Below are 19,223 nucleotides of genomic sequence, written 5' to 3'. Positions count from 1 at the left end.
TGATAGAACATTCTATTATTAATTAGAAAAAATACAGGAAGGAAGTATCTCTTATGAAAAAGATTTTTCCAATTGTTCTATCTTTCGGTTTATTAACGAGCGTATCTTTTAGCACAGTTTCAAACGTAGATGCGGCAGCTAAATCTTACAAAAACTGCACGGAATTAAACAAAGACTATAAAGGCGGCGTAGCTCGTGCGGCCAATGTAACAAATAAAGGCGGCAAAACAAAGTACAAACCGTATGTGTCAAAATCACTGTATGATGTCAATAAAAAGCTAGATCGAGATAAAGACTACATCGCCTGTGAAAAATAAATACTAGCTGACTCATCCAAGCGCCTATTGTAAGCGCTTGGATTTTTTAATATCATCAACTTCTGTATGTTGCGAGCTGAGGTCAAAAATTAGTCAAATCGCACAAAATAATATCAGAAAATTCACATAAATAATAATGAACTTCTGTTGGGATTCGTATACACTATGTACATGTTAAGTTAACTTAACTTACATCTAATGTTAGAAGCTAGAGGGGAAACATCATAAAAAAGGAGTTGAGTATATAGTGTCTACAAATGCAACAAGTTCCGTTATAGAAGAGATGCATTCTCATCAAGATAGAAGTCTTGATCCGTCACTAAAGCCAAAAGTGGAAAGTGATCGAAAGCTAACTCCGATGTCCTATATGTTTATGTGGATTGGAGACGGCGTTAATTTAGGAAATATGACGCTTGGCGCAAGCTTAGTAGTAGCAGGTACTGCGGTATTAAATCTTTTTCAAACGTTTGTGGCAGCGAGTATTGCCATTGGTATTATTTCTACTTTTTTTGTATTAAACGATCGAATTGGCTATAAGACGGGCATACCGTATGTGATGCAGCTTCGAATGTCTTTCGGAATAAAAGGATCCGTCATATCGTCTCTTTTACGAGGTATTCCAGCTATCATTTGGTACGGTTTCCAAAGCTGGACAGGCGGTACCGCTTTAAACGAAATCGGGAAAATTGTGAGTAAAGGGTCTTTTGACAATCTTGTTCTTTGCTTTATTATCATTCAGCTGCTGCAAATTGTGCTTTCTCTGTACAGCTTCCACGCGGTTAAATGGGTAGAGATGCTTGCTTCAATCATCATATTGCTTGGTCTTGTTTACGTATTTGGCGTTCTTTTAACTTCTCATAGTGAGGTAGTAGGGGAGAAGTGGGTACATACAAAAGGTTCATGGGGACTTCCGTTCTTTTCTTTCATTATGATGTTTATGGGAAATTATGCAGCGATTTTTCTAAGCGCAGCCGATTACTCTAGAGAACTGAAGACAGGAATTAGCGACACAAAGCGTGGGTTCTTATACTTTACACCGATTCTAGTAGCCTACGGATTCGTTCTTACAATCGGGGCAATGCTTGCTTCTGCTACGGGTATTTCCAATCCAGTTAAAGCGTTCGCGGTTGTAGTGGATAATTCATATATTACCGTCGCTGTATCAGCTTTTATTGTGATTGGGGTTATTGCCGTAAACATGGTGGCGAATATTATTCCACCTACGTATGTGATTACGCTGCTGACAAAAGCAAATTATAAAGTGGCGGTGACCATTACTGGACTGCTTGCCTTTTGCTCGTTCCCTTGGGTGCTTGTTCAAGATTCGTCAGCTGCAGGTCTTGGGCTGTTCATTTTGATTTACTCTGCTTTTTTAGGTCCAATTGTTTCTATTTTACTAGTTGATTACTATATTTTACGAAAACAAAGAGTAAACGTAGAAGAATTGTATCAAGAAAAAGGGCCGTTTTCCGGCTACAATCCGTGCGCCATGCTTGCGATGCTCATCGGCGCAGGTGCTGCGTTTATCGAAGTCGATTTAGGCTGGATTATAGGAGTGGTAGTTGCAGGAGTTACGTATATTCTTTTAACGAAATTTGCTTTTAAACATTCAAAATTTAAAAAAGGAACCATCTTTGAATACTAACATTCCATCGATAAAAGCCTTTGCTTTCTGCAAAGGCTTTTATCGCGTCAGATTAAATCTCTTTGTCTAGTTTCCTAAAAAGTGGGTAAAGTAAAGAAGAGAAAAAAGTTACCTCTATTATGAGTTGCTTTTACAGGAGCGCATCTAATGTATCGCATCAATCATAGTTTAAAGGAGAGGGCAGAGTATGTATGAATTTAGAGTGTATACTCTTCGAGATGGAAGCGAAAAGGTAATCAAAACGCTGAAACATGAATCGTTTGCTGATGAAATTCAACGAGCGGGAATTAAGCAAACAGAAATTGCTCAAACACAGCTAGTAGATAAACCGAGATAAGGCATTTGCCTTTATTTTTACACGTTTTAAAAAAGCCGGATTCCTATGTCTTTACGCGGGAGTCCGGCTTTTTCTAATTTCTTATAGTTCTTCACCATTTGTTTCAATTACATGTTTATACCAGTTAAAGGAATCTTTTTTGTAGCGCTTCATTGATCCGTTTCCTTCGTTGTCACGGTCGACATAAATCATGCCGTATCGCTTTTTCATTTCGCCTGTTGTAAAGGAAACAATATCAATAATTCCCCACGGCGTGTAGCCCATTAAATCAACACCATCGTACGTCACAGCTTTTTCTAACGCTTCGATGTGGGATTTTAAATATTCAATTCGTGATGCGTCATGAATGGATCCGTCTTCTTCAACTGTATCGATAGCGCCAAATCCGTTTTCTACGATGAACAGCGGAATTTGATAGCGGTCGTAGAAGCGGTTTAACGTATAGCGCAAGCCCGTTGGATCAATCGACCAGCCCCAATCGCTTGATTTGATATAAGGATTTGCTACGCCGTTTGGCAATCCTCCGTTTACGATATCGCCTGTGTTATCAGCTTCAACGTCGCTTTTAACCGTTGTTGACATGTAATAGCTGAAGCCTAAATAATCCACCTTTCCGTTTCGTAAAATTTCTTCGTCGCCTTCTTCAAACGGAATACGATAGCCTTCTCGTTCGAACTCTTTTAACGCATAGCTTGGGTAGTAGCCGCGAACTTGAACGTCAGGGAAGAAGTAGCGCTGTCTCATTGTTTCTTCTGCTAACATCACGTCTTCAGGGTTTGAAGAATACGGATAGATTGGTACATGTGACACCATCGCTCCGATTTGGAAATTTGGATTAATTTCTTTTCCTTTTGACACGGCAAGAGCACTTGCCAGCAGTTCATGATGTCCTGCTTGATACATCACTTCTTTTGCGTTTTCACCCGGTTTTACAGAAACGCCGGAGTTCGTCCATAAGAATAGAGGGTTGTGTACGTCCATTTTGTTGTTGATTTCATTAAACGTCATCCAGTACGTGACTTTGTCTTTGTAGCGGTCGAAACAAACTTCAGCGAACTTCACGAAGCAATCTACTGTTTTTCGGCTTCTAAATCCGCCGTATTCTCGAGCCAAATGCAGGGGCATTTCAAAGTGAGACAGCGTAATAACCGGCTCAATGCCGTGTTTTAACAGTTCATCAAATACATCGTCGTAGAATTTTAGTCCTTCTTCGTTTGGCTCAGCTTCATCGCCCTTAGGAAAAATACGACTCCAGCCAATAGACGTTCGTAAACATTTTAAGCCCATTTCTGCAAACAGTGCGATATCTTCTTTGTAGCGGTGGTAAAAATCAATTGCTTCGTGATTTGGATAGAATTTATCTTCTTCCACTGTTTCAGTAATTTGTCGCGCTACACCGTGCGCACCTGCAGTCATAACGTCTACTACGCTCGGTCCTTTTCCACCTTGGTTCCATCCACCTTCAAATTGATGAGCTGCTAATGCGCCGCCCCATAAAAAATCTTTTGGCATCTTTGTCATTGTTAGTTCCTCCTTATTTCACTACGGTAAATAATGTTTGATCTAGCCCGCTATTTTCAACATCTTCAACAATCACTTCGCGGTAAGCGCTTGAATTTGTGATAATAACCGGCGTAATGGTTTGTAATCCTTGTTTTTTAATAAATTCTTTATCAAATTCTATTAGTAAATCGCCTTTTTTAAATTTTGTACCGTCTTCTACATGCAGCGTAAACGGCTTGCCGTCTAACGTAACGGTATCTAACCCAATATGAACAAGCAGCTCAACGCCGTATTCTGAACGAAGGCCAATGGCGTGCTTCGTTGGTGCTACCATGACTACCGTTCCGTCAAAAGGTGCATAAAGCTTATTATCTGAAGGATCAATCGCTAATCCTTCTCCCATCGCACCTGAGCTGAATACTTCATCGGGTACGCTAGAAAGAGGGATGACTTTCCCGCTAAACGGTGCGCTGATTGTTTCTTCATTTTCTTTTGGATTACTTACAGCTACTTCGTTTAAAGGAGCAGCAGCTGCGTCTTTTGCTGCATCTTCTCCGTAACCAAATACTTGAATAAGCAGAACGGGAAGAATGATTGCAATGGCACATCCAATTAAAATGCCCCAGATCGACATCGGGTAGTCCTGACTGATACCGTTTACAATGGTCAGCGGTCCAGGCAATCCTGCGTAAGCAAAGTAGTAAGGGTGAAAGAAGCTTGCTACAACAGCACCAATAGCACCTGAAACGCATCCAAAGATAAACGGCTTTTTAAAACGTAGGTTTACGCCGTAGATGGCTGGTTCGGTAATACCGAATAATCCTGTTATCCCAGCTGATACGCTGACTTTGCGTGCTTCTTGGCTTTTTGCTTTTAAAATAACCCCAAGTACCGCTCCGACTTGAGCTACCACGGCAATTGTTTGATACGCTTGAAACGAATCTCTGCCGTTTAAATCAAAGTTTGCAAGCACCATCGGCGTAATTCCCCAATGTACGCCAAAGATAACAACAATTTGCCAGAAGCCGCCAATGATTGCTCCAGCTAAGGCAGGTACGTTTTCAGCTAAAAAGTTATAGCCATGAGCGATTCCATTAGCGCCCATCGTGGTAACAGGACCAATAAGCAAAATTGTTACAGGAACCATAATTACCATACATAAAAATGGGACAAACAGCGGTCTAACCACTTCATGAATGCTTTTGTTTAGGAACCTTTCAAGATAAGACAAAATCCATACTAAAAATAAAGGCGGTAAAACAGAAGAAGTATAGACCGTTTCGGATAAGGGAAGACCTAAAAACGAAATGCTGCTTCCATCGGCAATTTTGGCCGCCATTTCTGCCCATGTTGGACTGACTAATGCGGCACAGCACGCCACTGCGATGTAGGTGTTGGTTTTAAAATGCTTGGATGCTGTGATGGCAATAAAAATAGGTAAAAAAACAAATGGTGCCCATGAAATGAAGCTTAATACTTGATATGTGCCCGTTTTTGCAAAGCTGTTAGAGACTAAGTTAATTAAAATTAACGAGCCCTGTAAAATTCCTGCTGCTGCTAGGATGTATACAAACGGCGCAAACACCGCTGACATCGTAGCAATCACACGATTTAAGATTGTTCCTTTGTTTTCAGATTGTTCCTCTGTGGTATCCAAGTTTACTAAACTAGCAAATTCTTCATAAACATCTCCTACGTGCTGCCCAATAACAACTTGAAACTGTCCGCTGTTTTCAACGACTGTAATAACACCAGGCATAGAAGACACCTTGCGTTTGGCTTCTGGCTTTGAGCGCTTTAACACAATTCGCAGTCTCGTAGCGCAGCGTGTAGCGCTTACGATATTCTCTTCGCCGCCTACCGCATCTAAAATGTCTGCTGCAAGCTTGTGATAATCTCTAATTTTCCCTCCCATATGTTCAACCCCCTTGTTGAGTATACGCTTTCAGTATAATTGTACCGATACAATTTATCAATACCCAAATAAAATAATAATTAATGAATAATTTAAGTTTATGGTATGGAGTTAGATTATGGTATAATCGTGTTATTCTTGAGACAAATTCAGTAAAGAGGTATAGCTATGATTAAATACCAACAAATTGCAATTGAAATTGAAACCTATATTGAAGAACACAAGCTTCAACAAGGAGAAAAGCTGCCGGTATTAGAAACGCTGATGGCGCAGTTTAAAGCAAGCAAAAGTACCGTAACAAAAGCCTTAGATCTGCTAGAGAAAAAAGGCGTTGTTTTTCAAGTGAGAGGAAGCGGCATTTTTGTCCGTCGCCATAAACGAACAGGCTATATTGGCTTGCTTTCCAATCAAGGATTTACGAGTGAACTTGAAGATTTTCAGTTAACGTCGGAAGTGATTGAGTTAGATGTACGAAAGCCGACGCAAGAAGCCGCGTTAAATTTAAACATAGAAGAAAATAGTGACGTCTATTATGTAAAAAGAGTACGGTATATTAACGGCCAGACGCTTTGTCTAGAAGAATCGTTTTATAATAAATCCATCGTTACGTACTTGAATAACGAAATTGTTTCTCAGTCTATTTTTCATTACATTAAAGAAGGACTTGGCTTAAAAATCGGGTTTTCTGATCTATATCTTCACGTCGGCAAGCTGAACGGAGAGGAAGCGAAGTACCTAGGATTAAAAGAAGGAGATCCTAAATTATTTATTGAAACACTCTTTCACTTAGCTAACGGACAGCCGTTTGATTTTTCAAAAGTAACGTATAACTACGAACAGTCTCAGTTCTTTTTACAAGCAACGAGTCACGTTTTATAAAAAAAGTGTCCGTCTCTCAATTCTTGCAGGTGCTATGATTGGTTTTGTAGTTAACATAAGTTGTGCATTATTAAAGTTAATTAAAAATAAAGTGGAGTAAACTTATTCGGGGCGGTGGAGGTTTTGAGTGAAAGTATCATTATTCAGCCATATACGAGCAAGTATCAACAGCAAGTAGTGGATTTAATTCTTCATATTCAGCAGCAAGAATACCAAATTCCAATAACGGAAAAAGATCAGCCTGATTTGTTTGAAATCGAAAGCTTTTATCAACAGGAGAATGGAAACTTCTGGGTTTCTGTTTGCGACGAAAAAGTAGTAGGAAGCGTAGCTTTAATAGACATTGGCAGCCGTCAAGTAGCGCTGCGGAAAATGTTTGTAGCAAAGCCTTATAGAGGAGCAAACTTCAAAACAGCTCACCGGTTATTGCATACAGCCATCGCGTGGGTAAAAGAGCAGGAAGTGGAAAGAATATATCTAGGAACCACATTACAATATAAAGCTGCTCATCGATTTTATGAGAAAAATGGGTTTCAACATATAGAGAAAGAAAAGCTGCCTAAGAATTTCCCGGTGATGAACGTAGATAAAAAGTTTTATACATATAAGGTATAAGCTAAGCCTTTGTGCAAAATCATATCGGTTATTGTAATGAACGGTAGATATGAGAGCTGTGTTTGTAGCAAAACATATAAAAAAGACGGTCTATGCATATTAGATCGTCTTTTTATATAGCCTGTTTATAAGGATGGATGATAACCCAAACGGTAATGAACAGCTCAACGTTACAATGAGGATTCGCGGGAAGAGACTAAAAGCGGATATCCCGTCGCTTAGCAAAAATAAAGTTAATACGGCGAGTGCTCCAACGATACCGAAAAGAAGATATAGAATTAGTTCAATTAATATCTTAAGTGAATTTATGTATTTCATGATGCTTGTTATAGCTATTGAACAGGGGATGCCTACTATAATGATGAATGGAGTCGTAAGATACACACCAATAAGCAAAATTGATAGATAGTCTAGTATACCTGTATAGCCAAGGGAATTTAATTCAAATATTTCGATGCAAACTGCACCGCCGCATATCGATGAAGCAATAGTTGCAAGTATTTGTTTAATAAGCTTCACAGTCGTTCTGCTAGACGTACTTTTTTATCTAGAATAGCAATATAGTTTGAAAAATACTAGCATCTATTAAAAGAAAAGTGGATATAGGCGTTGGAACTGCTAAAAGAAAGCTTATACCTTAGCTTAATGACAAAAGCCGCTAGGTCAACGAATCTAACGGCTTTTACTTTGGCAATGTCTCTTGATAATGAACTCTTTTTTCAAGTAGGAAATTGTCTAACTGAGCAATTAAAATCCCCGCAACCACAATAACAGAACCAATCAGTTCTTTAAGCGTAAACAGCTCATGCAAAAAGAGAACGGCAAACAGCGCAGCAAAAATAGGCTCTGTTGCAAAAATAAGTCCTGTGTGAGTAGGAGTTGTATAGCGCTGCGCAATAGCTTGACAAATGAATCCAATCGCGCTGCAAAGAACGCCAAGACCTAATATTGCAATCCATGATGATAAAGTAGTTGGGATGCTAGGGTGTTCAAATAAAAAGCTGCAAGTCAGTGCAAATAATCCAGCAAACCCTAGCTGTAAAATGCCGAGAGCAATTGGGTTTTCGTTTTTCGTAAACGTGCCGGTCAGCGTGATATGAATGGCATAACATAGCGCCGTTCCAATGCAAAGTAAATCACCAGCATTCATATGAAAGGAGTGCTTTAAAGTTAAAACACCTATACCAGTTAGGGTAGTGATAACGCCAAGCCCAATCGGCCAAGAAGGAAGCTTCTTCACTAAAAAGCAGTTAAGCAATGGAACAAAAATGACCGTTAAACTGACAAGAAATCCGGCATTTGAAGCAGACGTCATGCTGACGCCAAACGTGACAAATGAAAAAACGGAAAACAGTAAAAAGCCTAAAATAGCTGATGATCCAATTGTTTTGCGTGTGATTTGTCGTAAAGGCTTATAGAAAAAGAGTCCGGCAATAAAAAAAGCAATCAAACATCTAAGTGCAATAATAGTAAATGACCCGAGCGAACTCAGCCCCATTTTCATAAACACGTACGACATGCCCCAAAATACGTTTACCCCAATCATCATCATATTTGCTCGCGTGCGGTAACTCACGTTCAACCCTCCATTGTTTATAATATACTCACAGTATACAAAGGAATTTGATATTAATAAAATGAATCTTTATAATGATGAACGTGAATTAAATTCATGTTGAGGCGGGAGAAAATGAGCTTAGTAAAATATGAAATATTAAATAAAGTAGCGGAAGTGAAAAGCTTTACAAAAGCGGCAGATGCGCTGGCGCTCACGCAGTCAGCGGTCAGTCATGCCATTACAAATCTTGAATCGGAATTTGGATTTCTGCTTGTGAATCGAAACAGATCAGGTATTACCTTAACAACAGAAGGCGAAACGATGCTTCTTGCCATTCGGAAAGTGCTGCAAGAAAATGAAAAAGTTCATCAAGAAGCAGCCAGTCTGTTAGGTCTTGCAAAAGGAACGATTAAAATCGGTATTTTTAAAAGCGTGTCAACCAAATGGCTTCCTGAAATTATTCGGCTGATGGAAAAAAACTACCCTGAGATTCAAATTCAGCTCAAAGAAGGCGACTACCTTGAAATTGAACAGTGGCTGCTAAGCGGAGAAATAGACTGCGGTTTTATTAACATTACGCATTCAAGTCAATTTCATATTATTTCTTTAAAAAAAGACCGGCTGCTGTGTGTCGTATCGGATCAAAGTGCTCTATATCATCAGAAAACCGTTTCTTTTGAAGATTTAGAGAAAGAACCGTTTATTATGCCGACGTACGGCGGTTATCATGATATTAAGCAATTGTTTGAAGAACATGGCATTCAGCCTGACATCCGTTTTGAATTAATGGATGAAAGTGCTATTTTATCGATGGTTACGCATCACTTAGGAATTAGCATTTTACCTGAAATGCTTTTGGATTCGATCCCGCAGGAGCTGCGTGCGATTCCGTTTCAAGTAGACAGCTACCGTTCAATTGGTCTAGCTACTCGTTATCATCTTTCACCTGCAGCCAAAAAATTTGCTGAAACAACGCAAGCATGGCTGCAGGATTCGGATAAGTAGGAGATTATTTATAGAGCAAAATCGGTTAATTCATAAGACTCTTAGGAACTAAGCGCATCTTTGTGCTATAATAAAGCTATACAATTACCTATTAGTCATCATTGATGACTAATTTTTTTTGGAGGATAATATGGAAGATTTATTACAATTAAAGAACAAGAACTTTGTTATTATGGGAGTTGCCAACGACAGAAGTATTGCTTGGGGTGTTGCAAAAGCCCTTCATCAAGTAGGAGCAAACTTAATTTTTACATACCGTAAAGAACGTTCACTAGGAAAATTGAACAAGCTGTTAGAAAAAAATGAAATGCAAGCGACATTAATTGCAGAATGTGATGTAAACAGCGACGAAAGCATTGAAGCAGCTTTCAAAAAAATCGGAGAAGAAGCAGGCACAGTTCACGGAGTGATTCACTCTGTTGCGTTTGCTCACTCAGAAGATTTAAACGGTGAGTTCATCAATACATCAAGAAGCGGATATGCATTTGCTCAAGATACAAGCGCTTATTCATTTATCGCCGTAGCGAAAGCAGCAAAACCTCTTATGACAGAAGGCGGTTCTCTTGTAGCGATGAGCTATCTTGGTGCAGAGCGCGCAGTTGAAGGCTATAACGTAATGGGCGTAGCAAAAGCAGCGCTTGAGTCTTCAGTAAAATACTTAGCATTAGACTTAGGGAAAGACAATATCCGCGTAAATGCGATTTCAGCAGGCCCAATTCGTACACTTGCAGCGAAAGGCATTTCTGACTTTAACCAAATTCTTCACCATGTTGAAGAAAAAGCACCTCTTAAGCGTAACGTAACGCAAGCAGAAGTTGGCGACATGACGGTTGTATTACTGAGCCACCTTTCACGCGGCGTAACGGGAGAAATCGTACACGTGGACGCTGGTTACAATATTGTAGGTTAATTCCTAAACACCTTCTCGAATGAGAAGGTGTTTTTTTCATGGGAAGACAAATGCATCCAAAAAAACACAGACCTCTTAAAGAAGTATTATTAGCAATAAGGTGAATCATAAGAAATATTCATTCTATACTTCTAGATAAATACGTGCTTCCACTTGTAAACCAAAAGCTCATGCCTATAAGTAAAGAGAAAAAAATACGTAATTTAATTCACAATTAATCAAACGCCTATATTTTAAAATAGATAAGCTCTAAATCCTAAAAAGAACATATGATGTGGCAAAGGAAAAGGAGTTGACGAAATATGCATCAAGGACAGCAACATTATATTCCATGGGAACAATGGCATCATCAGCATCCTCAAGGCACGTGGAATCAGTGGCATCAGCAACATCCTCATGTACCTTGGGAGCAGTGGCATCATCAGTATCCGCACGGTACGTGGAATCAATGGCATCAACAACATCCATACACACCATGGAATCAGTGGCATCATCAGTATCCGCACGGTACGTGGAATCAGTGGCATCAGCAAAATCCATATGTGCCATGGAATCAGTGGCACCAGCAGCATCCACACAGTTCATGGAATCAATGGCATAATATTTATCATCAAAGCTAATCAGCTTTTTACCATGAAAGGTCCGGTTCTCCTTAAGAACTGGACCTTTTGTGTGTAGACGTGAATGGTGCAGTGAGCTTGATTTTTAGCGCTGTATATGAGCGACGATGATGAAAAATATGTTTGGTCGATAGGGTAGGGGGTACATATATAAAGCGAGTGAAAGACCAACATTCATAATGCCTAAGCTGTATAAAAGGGACTAGTTCGAGGTAAAACAACTATGTAAATGAGCAAAATTAAATATAATTTTCCCGCTTGACAATATACCTGTAGGGGTATAATATAGAGCGTGTAAACAACATTAATTCAATAGTAAGGCGGTGATGGTTATGCTGTATATAGCAGTGTTGTTGCTTGCTATTTTATTTATTGCATACAGACGTTATTATCCCGTTAAAAGAATACAGTGCATACGTGAATCTGAAGCGAAAAAACTTGGGCGAACGGTTGTAGATATTCGTCATTATCATGAAGTTCGCGATTCTATTGGTATAGTTATTCCGTATGCGTACCTCAAACGCTTTTATTCAGAAATTCTACAGGGCAGCGTTCATCTAATTGCCGGAGATAGAGTGGAATTAAATTTAAGCGTAAGTTTCTTACAAAAAAGAGGTTTTAAATTGCGCAGCTATGAGTTAGCAGCGTGTAAGTGTAAAAGTAAAGGAAAGAAAGGGGTATTCGATTATGGAGTATAACCAACAAGTGAAAAATCGCCTGCGCCGCATTGAAGGGCAGCTAAAAGGCGTACTCAGCATGATGGAGCAAGGAAAAGACTGCCGAGACGTCGTGACTCAATTATCTGCTGCAAGAAGTGCCATTGATCGCACGATGGGAGTCATTGTGAGCAGTAATCTTGAACAGTGCGTCAGAGAAAGCCTGGAGCAAGGAGAGCCAACGGAAGGTTTAGTGAAAGAAGCTGTACAGCTGTTAGTGAAAAGCCGCTAAGTGTCATCACCTTATTAAAGTTGACGAATATCATTATTTAGTATAATATACCCTTACAGGTATATGTATATAAAAAGGAGAGATAAATACTATGAAAATTGATCAAGTTTTAGATGCAAAAGGATTAGCTTGTCCAATGCCAATCGTAAAAACAAAAAAAGCAATGGATACTTTAACAACAGGCCAAGTATTAGAAGTGCAAACGACAGATAAAGGTGCTAAAAGTGATTTAACAGCGTGGGCAAAATCAACAGGACACGAGCTTATTGATTTTAAAGAAGAAGGCAGCATATTTATCTTTTACATTCAAAAAGGCTAATTTTTTTTAGAATTAAATATACCCCATGGGGTAATAGGAGGAACAACATGACTGAACAAAAGAAACGAACAACGATTGTATTATTTAGCGGGGATTATGATAAAGCGATGGCAGCTTATATTATTGCCAACGGAGCGGCTGCTTATGACCATGAAGTGACGATATTCCATACGTTTTGGGGATTGAATGCGCTTCGTAAAGAAGAAATGGTGCCGGTGAAAAAAGGATTTTTAGAAAAGATGTTTGGCAAAATGATGCCGCGCGGTGCGGATGAAATGGGCTTATCTAAAATGAACTTTGCAGGTATGGGACCTAAAATGATTAAAAACGTAATGAAAAAGCATAACGCTCTAACGCTGCCGCAGCTTATTGAAATGGCGCAAGAACAAGATGTGAAGCTAGTGGCTTGTACGATGACGATGGATCTTCTAGGATTACAGGAGAAAGAGCTGCTAGATAATATTGAATATGCGGGCGTAGCAGCATATTTAGCCGACGCAGAAGACGGAAACGTAAACTTATTCATCTAAAAGATAACTCATGAAGCGAGGGTCAATATGATTATCAATGCGCTTATTATCGTCTTTCTGTTGTGGTTTTTGTATCAACGTTTTGCACCAGTAAAAGGTATTCAGCAAATAGCCACAACGGAGTTAAAAGCAAAGTTAAAAAATAAAAATAACCAGTTTATCGATGTGCGAACACCGCATGAATTTCGTACCAAACATATTAAAGGATTTCGAAACATTCCTTTATCAGAACTGCCAGCCCAAACAGGCCAGCTTTCAAAAGACAGAGAAGTAGTCGTTGTTTGTCAAAGCGGAATGAGAAGTATGAAAGCAAGTAAACTGTTGAAAAAGCAAGGTTTTACATCCATCACCAACGTTAAAGGCGGCATGAATACGTGGAGATAAATCAAAAAGGAGGAGACGTAGCGTGAAGACAATAGCAGCACAAGAAGTAGAACAATTAGTAAAAAAACAAGAACAAATTCACATTTTAGATGTACGTGAAGTAGAGGAAGTAAAAGCAGGTAAAATTCCAAACGCGTTAAATATCCCCCTTCCTTTATTGGAATTCCGTATGCATGAGTTAGACAAAGCAAATAATTACATTGTCGTCTGTCGTTCTGGAGGCAGAAGCGGAATGGCAGCTCGTTTTCTTGAGCAGCAAGGCTATAGTGTAACGAATATGACCGGCGGAATGATGGAGTGGAAAGGGGAAACGGTCTAATTTTTTTGGATAAAAATATACCCCTGCTAGTATTTAAATCAAGGAGGAAAAAGAAATGATGCAAGCAAACTTCGTATTAGATGCAAAAGGACTAGCATGTCCAATGCCAATCGTAAGAACAAAGAAGAAAATGAATGAATTAGAAGCAGATCAAGTACTAGAAATTCAAGCAACGGATAAAGGCTCTACGGCTGACTTACAAGCGTGGGCAAAAAGCACAGGTCATGAGTATTTAGGTACCGAGACAGAAGGTGACGTTCTTCACCACTTTCTTCGTAAAGGCGGTGCCGAAGAAAACGTAACGCCCATTCCTGAAATTTCATTAGAAGAATTTGCGAAAAAAGTAGAGAATGAAGAACATCTTCATATTTTAGACGTTCGTGAAGTAGAAGAATACGATGAAGCTCATATTCCAGGCGTAGTTCATATTCCGCTTGGTGAAGTAGAAAAACGTTCGAATGAGCTAAATAAAGAGAATGAAATTTATATTATTTGCCACTCTGGAAGACGAAGTGAAATGGCAGGGCAAACGTTGAAAAAGCAAGGATTTAAACACTTAGCTAACGTGGTTCCTGGTATGCGTGACTGGACAGGTAAAGTAGAATAACCAATGAATCATAGTGAATTAAAAATTTTGATGTTTTATATACCCAAGGAGGTATTTTAATATGACAGTACATTTTCTTACTGCAAAAGAAGTTACATCTAAAATTATTAATAAAGAACCGCTATTTATCTTGGACGTTCGTAATGAAAGTGATTTTGGCGATTGGAAAATTGAAGGTCATCAATTTCAGCATTTAAATGTTCCATACTTCGATCTTTTAGACGGAGTAGAAGAAATCTTAGAAAAAATCCCTTCTGATAAAGCAGTGTTAGTTGTCTGCGCCAAAGAAGGTTCATCGGTGATGGTAGCTGACATGCTTTCAGAAGCTGGCCTTACAGTATCGTACCTAAAAGGCGGTATGAAAGCGTGGAGTGAATATTTAGAGCCTGTTAAAGTCGGAGATTTAAAAGACGGCGGAGAGATCTATCAGTTTGTTCGTATCGGTAAAGGATGCTTATCTTATATGATCGTATCGAACGGTGAAGCTGCTATTATTGATGCGACGCGTATGGCGGATGTGTATATTAGCTTTGCCAAAGAACTTGGTGTCACAGTTAAGCATGTGTTTGATACTCACCTTCATGCAGATCACATTTCAGGAGGAAGAGTTATTGCTGAAGCAACAAATGCAGCTTACTGGCTGCCTCCAAAAGATGCAGAAGAAGTGATTTTTGACTACAAGGCGTTAGAAGAAGGCAGTGATGTCGTGATTGGTAACACAACGATTACGATTCAGCCTCTTTATTCACCGGGTCATACGATTGGATCAACTTCTTTTATCGTAGACGATCAATACTTGCTTTCAGGTGATATTTTGTTCATCGATTCAATTGGACGTCCTGATTTAGCTGGTATGGCTGAAGACTGGGTAGGCGATCTGCGCGAGACGCTTTATACACGCTATAAAGCATTATCAGATGAGTTAATCGTATTGCCAGCTCATTTTATGATTATTGATGAGCTAAATGACAACGGCAGCGTGGCTGAAAAGTTAGGTACTTTGTTTGCTAAAAATCATGGATTAAATATTGAAGACGAAGCAGAGTTCAGACACTTAGTAACAGATAATTTACCGCCGCAGCCAAATGCATATCAAGAAATCCGTGAAACTAATATGGGAAAAGTAAGTCCAGATGAAGAAAAACAGCGTGAAATGGAAATTGGACCAAACCGCTGTGCGATTCGCTAAGTAAAAAATTCAACTCAAACAAAGGAGAGAGAGAAATGGAATCAACTAAAATACTAGATGCAAAAGGGCTGGCATGTCCAATGCCGATTGTTAAAACAAAAAAAGCAATGAATGAACTAGAAGCAGGTCAAGTGCTAGAAATTCACGCAACGGATAAAGGGGCGAAAAATGACCTTGCAGCCTGGGCAAAATCTGGCGGTCATGAGCTTCTTCAGACAGAAGAAGGCGACGTTTTTAAGTTTTGGATTAAAAAAGGATAAGAAATAATGGACGAAAAGGGTATCTCTTGTAAAAGGTACCCTTTCCTTATATGAAACGGAGCGACTATAGATGGACGTTACATTTATCATCACGCTTTTTCTTATTGGATTTATTGGGTCGTTTATTTCCGGTATGGTCGGTATTGGCGGGTCTGTTATTAATTATCCGATGCTGTTATATATCCCTCCATTAGTAGGAGTAGGAGCATTAACGGCTCATCAAGTCTCAGGTGCAGGAGCTGTTCAAGTGTTCTTTGCGACAATAGGCGGCGTATGGGCGTATCGAAAAAGCGGATTTTTAAACAAATCATTAATTTTATATATGGGCAGCAATATTCTAATCGGCAGCATGCTTGGAAGCTACAGCTCACATTATATGAGTGAACAAGGATTAAATGTTGTATATGGAGCTTTAGCTCTTATTGCGGTTATTATGATGTTTATTCCAAAGAAAAATTTAGATGAGATAAAAGAAGGCGAACTTCAATTCAATAAAGGATTAGCTTCTATTTTATCACTGCTTATCGGAGCCGTAGCAGGCGTGTTAGGAGCAGGAGGAGCCTTTATTTTAGTTCCTGTGATGCTCGTGGTACTTAAAATTCCAACTCGAATTACTATCGCAACTTCACTAGCCGTTACCTTTATTTCTTCCATTGGTTCGACGGTTGGAAAGCTGATAACGCAGCAAGTCCCTTTTATACCTGCACTTATTTTAGTTGCTGCAAGCCTAATTGCCTCTCCAATTGGTGCAAAAGTGGGGCAGAAAATGAATACAAAAGTGCTTCAGTGGATCCTTGCCGGTTTAATTTTAGCAACGGCAATTAAGATTTGGTGGGGGCTAATATAAAAAAGCTATGGATTCCCATAGCTTTTTTATATTGTTTCATTACTTTCCACATACGTTTCAAGCGCAGGATGAAATTCTTTTTGATAGTGGTTAGACGGACATACTTTCACAACAGTAGAGCGAAGAGCATTGGATTTTGATGTATTTAACACTTGCTTGCATTTAGGGCATCGTTCATTAAACAGAAAATGAAGCCATTTCACTTTTCATCACTCCTGTACTAAAACCTTTAAATCTTATCGAGTTAATAAGGACTATAACGAGTTTTATACGGCAGGTCAATGAAAAGGGAAGGAATCTTACAAAATAGTTTACTGAGATAAATATATTCGCATAAAAAATTAAGAATTTATAGAATTTATTGTTTATTTATTTGATTTTTATGTTATCCTTTTTAACATACATTAAATACAAGGCCATAATTATCGTACGACCTTTGATTTGTATTACAAATAGTGAATGAGAAAAATATGTACCGAAAGGAGAACGTGGCATCAAGAAGAAATGAATAGTCAGAGAGCAAGCAGATGCTAGTTGTCTATTAAAAAGGAATCTCCCAAGGCTTCTGCTTTAATTTTTCTGACTATTCGAATAATTAACTGGTTATTAAAAGTTTAAAATCTAGAAAAGGAATGATCATCAATGAAAGATAAATTTGCCCAACGAGCTAGTCTTGTAAAATCCTCTGAAACGCGCGAAATTTTAAAAGTAACGGAACGACCAGAAGTGATTTCATTTGCAGGAGGACTTCCAGCGCCGGAGCTATTTCCCGTTGAAGCAATGAACGATGCGTGCCGCGCCGTATTAAATGAAGACGGAGCCGCTTCGCTTCAATACAGTACAACAGAGGGGTATATCCCTTTAAGAGAAGCAATTTCTAAACGAATGCAGGACATCGGCATTGAGTCCACTGTTTCTAACATTTTAATTACGTCCGGATCTCAGCAGGCAATCGATCTTACCGGAAGACTGTTTCTTAATGACGGAGACGTGGTAATCTGTGAAAGTCCAACGTATCTAGCAGCCATTAACGTCTTTAAATCTTATAATGCAACGTTTGTAGAAGTGGACATGGACGAAGACGGAATGATTATGGAAGAGCTAGAGAAAAAGCTTCAGGAAAATCCGCATGCGAAATTTATCTATACAATTCCAGATTTTCAAAACCCTACAGGGCGCACATTAACGCGAGAAAGACGTCAGCGAATGATCGAGCTTGCGAACGCATACGACGTTCTAATTGTAGAAGATAATCCGTACGGAGGCGTTCGATTTGCAGGAGAAACGCTGCCGCCGGTTAAGCATTTTGATACAGAAGGCAGAGTTATTTATATCAGCACATTTTCTAAAATCTTTGCACCGGGTCTTCGAATCGGCTGGGTGTGTGCAGATGAAGCTTTTATTGATAAGTACGTAGCGTTTAAGCAAGTGGCTGACTTGCATACGGACAGCTTTGCTCAGCGCGTAACGGCTAAGTACATGGAGCTTTATGATATCGAAGAGCACATTCAAAAAATTAAAGCCGTATACAAAGAGCGATGTACCCAAATGTTATCGTGCATCGAAGAGTTTTTCCCGGAGAATTTGTCTTACAGTAAGCCAGAAGGCGGATTGTTTATTTGGGTGGAACTGCCCCAAGGAATTGATTCAGCGCATATCTTTTCAGAATGTCTAAAAAACAACGTAGCCTGTGTTCCGGGAACTCCTTTCTTTCCAAACGGAACAAGAAACAATGCGCTGCGCTTGAATTATTCTAATATGTCTGCTGAACAAATCGTTGAAGGCATGAAGCGTATGGGAGACGTATTGCATCGTGAATTGACAAGGGAAACGACTGTTTTATAAAAAGATGGAAAAATCAAATAAAGCAATTTTATTGATTCATGAAATATACGGTGTGAACAATCATATGAAGTTTATGAAAGAGAAATTGTCTAAGTTAGAGGCAGATATTATCTGTCCTAACTTATTATCTAAAGACGCTCCTTATAGCTATGAAGAAGAACGAATGGCATATCAAAACTTTGTTCAAAACATTGGTATTGATGAGGGTTCAAGACAAATTACTAACATGTTAATTCAACTAAAACAGGAATATGAAGAAGTAGGAGTTATAGGCTTCAGTGTAGGAGCCACAATATCGTGGCTATGCAGTGAAAACAATTTGTGTGACTTTGTGATAGGCTGTTACGGATCGCGTATTAGAGATTATATAAATAGACGTCCTGTGTGTCCAACTCTTCTTATTTTTCCTGCTGAAGAGCAAACATTTGATGTAGACTCTTTAATAAACTCATTAGAGCAAAAAAGAGAGCCGCTTTTGAAAATCAAAAAGTTTTATGGATTTCATGGGTTTATGAATCCTTTTTCAAAAACCTTTAATAAAGAATCAGCAGACCAAGCCTTCCAAACCATAAGTGATTTTCTCGAAAAAAACTTAGCTGATAACCAGTATTATAATGAAAGTGATACCTTACAATAAGCAGAAACTGACCCTTTTTCAGTACATATACATG

24 protein-coding genes are annotated in these 19,223 nt (G+C 39.0%); 20 read left to right on the top strand and 4 right to left on the bottom strand.

Annotation, left to right across the window (positions count from 1 at the left end):
- Nucleotides 1-53: 53 nt before the first annotated feature.
- The 3 genes from JNUCC25_RS16835 to JNUCC25_RS16825 all read left to right on the top strand — a co-directional run bounded on the left by JNUCC25_RS16835 (nucleotide 54) and on the right by JNUCC25_RS16825 (nucleotide 2,299).
- Nucleotides 54-317 (top strand): excalibur calcium-binding domain-containing protein, encoded by a 264-nt coding sequence (locus tag JNUCC25_RS16835; protein WP_029323092.1) that lies wholly within the window; start codon nucleotides 54-56, stop codon nucleotides 315-317.
- Nucleotides 318-564: 247 nt separating this feature from the next.
- Nucleotides 565-1,962, top strand: coding sequence for an NCS1 family transporter (locus JNUCC25_RS16830; RefSeq protein WP_454222169.1), 1,398 nt, complete (start codon nucleotides 565-567; stop codon nucleotides 1,960-1,962).
- A gap of 187 nt (nucleotides 1,963-2,149) precedes the next feature.
- Nucleotides 2,150-2,299 carry a hypothetical protein gene (locus tag JNUCC25_RS16825; RefSeq protein ID WP_013058052.1) on the top strand — a complete coding sequence of 50 codons (150 nt, stop codon included), beginning with the start codon at nucleotides 2,150-2,152 and terminating at the stop codon, nucleotides 2,297-2,299.
- A gap of 81 nt (nucleotides 2,300-2,380) precedes the next feature.
- Here JNUCC25_RS16825 and bglA read toward each other — a convergent pair whose 3' ends face one another.
- Together bglA and JNUCC25_RS16815 are read right to left on the bottom strand one after the other, a co-directional pair.
- A complete protein-coding gene (gene bglA / locus JNUCC25_RS16820; RefSeq protein ID WP_029323087.1) occupies nucleotides 2,381-3,820 on the bottom strand; it encodes a 6-phospho-beta-glucosidase BglA in 1,440 nt (479 codons plus the stop codon).
- Nucleotides 3,821-3,833: 13 nt separating this feature from the next.
- Complete coding sequence (locus tag JNUCC25_RS16815; protein ID WP_140456960.1) at nucleotides 3,834-5,717, bottom strand: beta-glucoside-specific PTS transporter subunit IIABC; 1,884 nt, start codon at nucleotides 5,715-5,717, stop codon at nucleotides 3,834-3,836.
- A 168-nt stretch (nucleotides 5,718-5,885) separates the two neighbouring features.
- On the opposite strand from JNUCC25_RS16815, the gene JNUCC25_RS16810 reads away from it, so the two are divergent.
- Nucleotides 5,886-6,596 carry a GntR family transcriptional regulator gene (locus JNUCC25_RS16810; protein ID WP_013058049.1) on the top strand — a complete coding sequence of 237 codons (711 nt, stop codon included), beginning with the start codon at nucleotides 5,886-5,888 and terminating at the stop codon, nucleotides 6,594-6,596.
- A 123-nt stretch (nucleotides 6,597-6,719) separates the two neighbouring features.
- The gene (locus JNUCC25_RS16805) at nucleotides 6,720-7,211 is read left to right on the top strand and encodes a GNAT family N-acetyltransferase (protein WP_029323083.1); all 492 of its coding nucleotides are present in this window, start codon (nucleotides 6,720-6,722) and stop codon (nucleotides 7,209-7,211) included.
- Nucleotides 7,212-7,893: 682 nt separating this feature from the next.
- Here JNUCC25_RS16805 and JNUCC25_RS16800 read toward each other — a convergent pair.
- A complete protein-coding gene (locus JNUCC25_RS16800; RefSeq protein ID WP_098326091.1) occupies nucleotides 7,894-8,787 on the bottom strand; it encodes a DMT family transporter in 894 nt (297 codons plus the stop codon).
- Nucleotides 8,788-8,901: 114 nt separating this feature from the next.
- Here JNUCC25_RS16800 and JNUCC25_RS16795 point away from each other — a divergent pair, with 114 nt between their 5' ends.
- The 13 genes from JNUCC25_RS16795 (at nucleotide 8,902) to JNUCC25_RS16735 (ending at nucleotide 16,707) form a co-directional block, all read left to right on the top strand.
- Nucleotides 8,902-9,774, top strand: a complete 873-nt coding sequence (locus JNUCC25_RS16795; protein ID WP_013058046.1) for a LysR family transcriptional regulator — start codon at nucleotides 8,902-8,904, stop codon at nucleotides 9,772-9,774.
- 130 nt (nucleotides 9,775-9,904) lie between these two features.
- Entirely contained in the window at nucleotides 9,905-10,684 is a 780-nt protein-coding gene (gene fabI / locus JNUCC25_RS16790) for an enoyl-ACP reductase FabI (protein ID WP_029323075.1), read from the top strand.
- A 302-nt stretch (nucleotides 10,685-10,986) separates the two neighbouring features.
- Nucleotides 10,987-11,304: a hypothetical protein gene (locus tag JNUCC25_RS16785; protein WP_029323073.1), complete on the top strand. Its 318-nt coding sequence runs from the start codon at nucleotides 10,987-10,989 to the stop codon at nucleotides 11,302-11,304.
- 332 nt (nucleotides 11,305-11,636) lie between these two features.
- Complete coding sequence (locus tag JNUCC25_RS16780) at nucleotides 11,637-12,002, top strand: sulfurtransferase (RefSeq protein ID WP_454222165.1); 366 nt, start codon at nucleotides 11,637-11,639, stop codon at nucleotides 12,000-12,002.
- A complete protein-coding gene (locus JNUCC25_RS16775; protein ID WP_028409367.1) occupies nucleotides 11,992-12,252 on the top strand; it encodes a metal-sensitive transcriptional regulator in 261 nt (86 codons plus the stop codon). Before JNUCC25_RS16780 ends, JNUCC25_RS16775 begins: the two co-directional genes overlap by 11 nt.
- A gap of 91 nt (nucleotides 12,253-12,343) precedes the next feature.
- Nucleotides 12,344-12,571 (top strand): sulfurtransferase TusA family protein, encoded by a 228-nt coding sequence (locus JNUCC25_RS16770; RefSeq protein WP_029323069.1) that lies wholly within the window; start codon nucleotides 12,344-12,346, stop codon nucleotides 12,569-12,571.
- Nucleotides 12,572-12,618: 47 nt separating this feature from the next.
- The gene (locus tag JNUCC25_RS16765; protein ID WP_029323066.1) at nucleotides 12,619-13,101 is read left to right on the top strand and encodes a DsrE/DsrF/DrsH-like family protein; all 483 of its coding nucleotides are present in this window, start codon (nucleotides 12,619-12,621) and stop codon (nucleotides 13,099-13,101) included.
- 27 nt (nucleotides 13,102-13,128) lie between these two features.
- The gene (locus JNUCC25_RS16760; protein ID WP_029323064.1) at nucleotides 13,129-13,485 is read left to right on the top strand and encodes a rhodanese-like domain-containing protein; all 357 of its coding nucleotides are present in this window, start codon (nucleotides 13,129-13,131) and stop codon (nucleotides 13,483-13,485) included.
- Nucleotides 13,486-13,507: 22 nt separating this feature from the next.
- Complete coding sequence (locus tag JNUCC25_RS16755) at nucleotides 13,508-13,804, top strand: rhodanese-like domain-containing protein (protein WP_029323062.1); 297 nt, start codon at nucleotides 13,508-13,510, stop codon at nucleotides 13,802-13,804.
- A gap of 55 nt (nucleotides 13,805-13,859) precedes the next feature.
- Nucleotides 13,860-14,411 (top strand): sulfurtransferase TusA family protein, encoded by a 552-nt coding sequence (locus JNUCC25_RS16750; protein WP_029323059.1) that lies wholly within the window; start codon nucleotides 13,860-13,862, stop codon nucleotides 14,409-14,411.
- A 61-nt stretch (nucleotides 14,412-14,472) separates the two neighbouring features.
- Complete coding sequence (locus tag JNUCC25_RS16745; protein WP_064471887.1) at nucleotides 14,473-15,600, top strand: MBL fold metallo-hydrolase; 1,128 nt, start codon at nucleotides 14,473-14,475, stop codon at nucleotides 15,598-15,600.
- Between the two features lie 35 nt (nucleotides 15,601-15,635).
- Nucleotides 15,636-15,860 (top strand): sulfurtransferase TusA family protein, encoded by a 225-nt coding sequence (locus JNUCC25_RS16740; RefSeq protein WP_029323056.1) that lies wholly within the window; start codon nucleotides 15,636-15,638, stop codon nucleotides 15,858-15,860.
- A 70-nt stretch (nucleotides 15,861-15,930) separates the two neighbouring features.
- Nucleotides 15,931-16,707: a sulfite exporter TauE/SafE family protein gene (locus JNUCC25_RS16735; RefSeq protein WP_263032893.1), complete on the top strand. Its 777-nt coding sequence runs from the start codon at nucleotides 15,931-15,933 to the stop codon at nucleotides 16,705-16,707.
- Between the two features lie 26 nt (nucleotides 16,708-16,733).
- On the opposite strand, the gene JNUCC25_RS16730 is transcribed toward JNUCC25_RS16735, so the two are convergent.
- Entirely contained in the window at nucleotides 16,734-16,910 is a 177-nt protein-coding gene (locus tag JNUCC25_RS16730) for a hypothetical protein (protein WP_198530366.1), read from the bottom strand.
- Between the two features lie 439 nt (nucleotides 16,911-17,349).
- Here JNUCC25_RS16730 and JNUCC25_RS16725 point away from each other — a divergent pair, with 439 nt between their 5' ends.
- Nucleotides 17,350-18,552: an aminotransferase-like domain-containing protein gene (locus JNUCC25_RS16725; RefSeq protein ID WP_013058032.1), complete on the top strand. Its 1,203-nt coding sequence runs from the start codon at nucleotides 17,350-17,352 to the stop codon at nucleotides 18,550-18,552.
- Between the two features lie 4 nt (nucleotides 18,553-18,556).
- Entirely contained in the window at nucleotides 18,557-19,189 is a 633-nt protein-coding gene (locus JNUCC25_RS16720; protein ID WP_029323052.1) for a dienelactone hydrolase family protein, read from the top strand.
- Nucleotides 19,190-19,223 lie beyond the last annotated feature (34 nt).

It is taken from the genome of Priestia sp. JNUCC 25 (genome assembly GCF_053667915.1).
This window is presented reverse-complemented; position numbering and strand designations above follow the sequence as displayed.

Coding starts and splice junctions, on each gene's coding strand:
- JNUCC25_RS16725 (WP_013058032.1), top strand. CDS start 17,350: ATGAAAGATAAATTTGCCCAACGAGCTAGTCTTGTAAAATCCTCTGAA.
- JNUCC25_RS16810 (WP_013058049.1), top strand. CDS start 5,886: ATGATTAAATACCAACAAATTGCAATTGAAATTGAAACCTATATTGAA.
- JNUCC25_RS16795 (WP_013058046.1), top strand. CDS start 8,902: ATGAGCTTAGTAAAATATGAAATATTAAATAAAGTAGCGGAAGTGAAA.
- JNUCC25_RS16760 (WP_029323064.1), top strand. CDS start 13,129: ATGATTATCAATGCGCTTATTATCGTCTTTCTGTTGTGGTTTTTGTAT.
- JNUCC25_RS16785 (WP_029323073.1), top strand. CDS start 10,987: ATGCATCAAGGACAGCAACATTATATTCCATGGGAACAATGGCATCAT.
- JNUCC25_RS16765 (WP_029323066.1), top strand. CDS start 12,619: ATGACTGAACAAAAGAAACGAACAACGATTGTATTATTTAGCGGGGAT.
- JNUCC25_RS16745 (WP_064471887.1), top strand. CDS start 14,473: ATGACAGTACATTTTCTTACTGCAAAAGAAGTTACATCTAAAATTATT.
- JNUCC25_RS16835 (WP_029323092.1), top strand. CDS start 54: ATGAAAAAGATTTTTCCAATTGTTCTATCTTTCGGTTTATTAACGAGC.
- JNUCC25_RS16740 (WP_029323056.1), top strand. CDS start 15,636: ATGGAATCAACTAAAATACTAGATGCAAAAGGGCTGGCATGTCCAATG.
- JNUCC25_RS16720 (WP_029323052.1), top strand. CDS start 18,557: ATGGAAAAATCAAATAAAGCAATTTTATTGATTCATGAAATATACGGT.
- JNUCC25_RS16750 (WP_029323059.1), top strand. CDS start 13,860: ATGATGCAAGCAAACTTCGTATTAGATGCAAAAGGACTAGCATGTCCA.
- JNUCC25_RS16735 (WP_263032893.1), top strand. CDS start 15,931: ATGGACGTTACATTTATCATCACGCTTTTTCTTATTGGATTTATTGGG.
- JNUCC25_RS16775 (WP_028409367.1), top strand. CDS start 11,992: ATGGAGTATAACCAACAAGTGAAAAATCGCCTGCGCCGCATTGAAGGG.
- fabI (WP_029323075.1), top strand. CDS start 9,905: ATGGAAGATTTATTACAATTAAAGAACAAGAACTTTGTTATTATGGGA.
- JNUCC25_RS16770 (WP_029323069.1), top strand. CDS start 12,344: ATGAAAATTGATCAAGTTTTAGATGCAAAAGGATTAGCTTGTCCAATG.
- bglA (WP_029323087.1), bottom strand. CDS start 3,820: ATGACAAAGATGCCAAAAGATTTTTTATGGGGCGGCGCATTAGCAGCT.
- JNUCC25_RS16825 (WP_013058052.1), top strand. CDS start 2,150: ATGTATGAATTTAGAGTGTATACTCTTCGAGATGGAAGCGAAAAGGTA.
- JNUCC25_RS16780 (WP_454222165.1), top strand. CDS start 11,637: ATGCTGTATATAGCAGTGTTGTTGCTTGCTATTTTATTTATTGCATAC.
- JNUCC25_RS16815 (WP_140456960.1), bottom strand. CDS start 5,717: ATGGGAGGGAAAATTAGAGATTATCACAAGCTTGCAGCAGACATTTTA.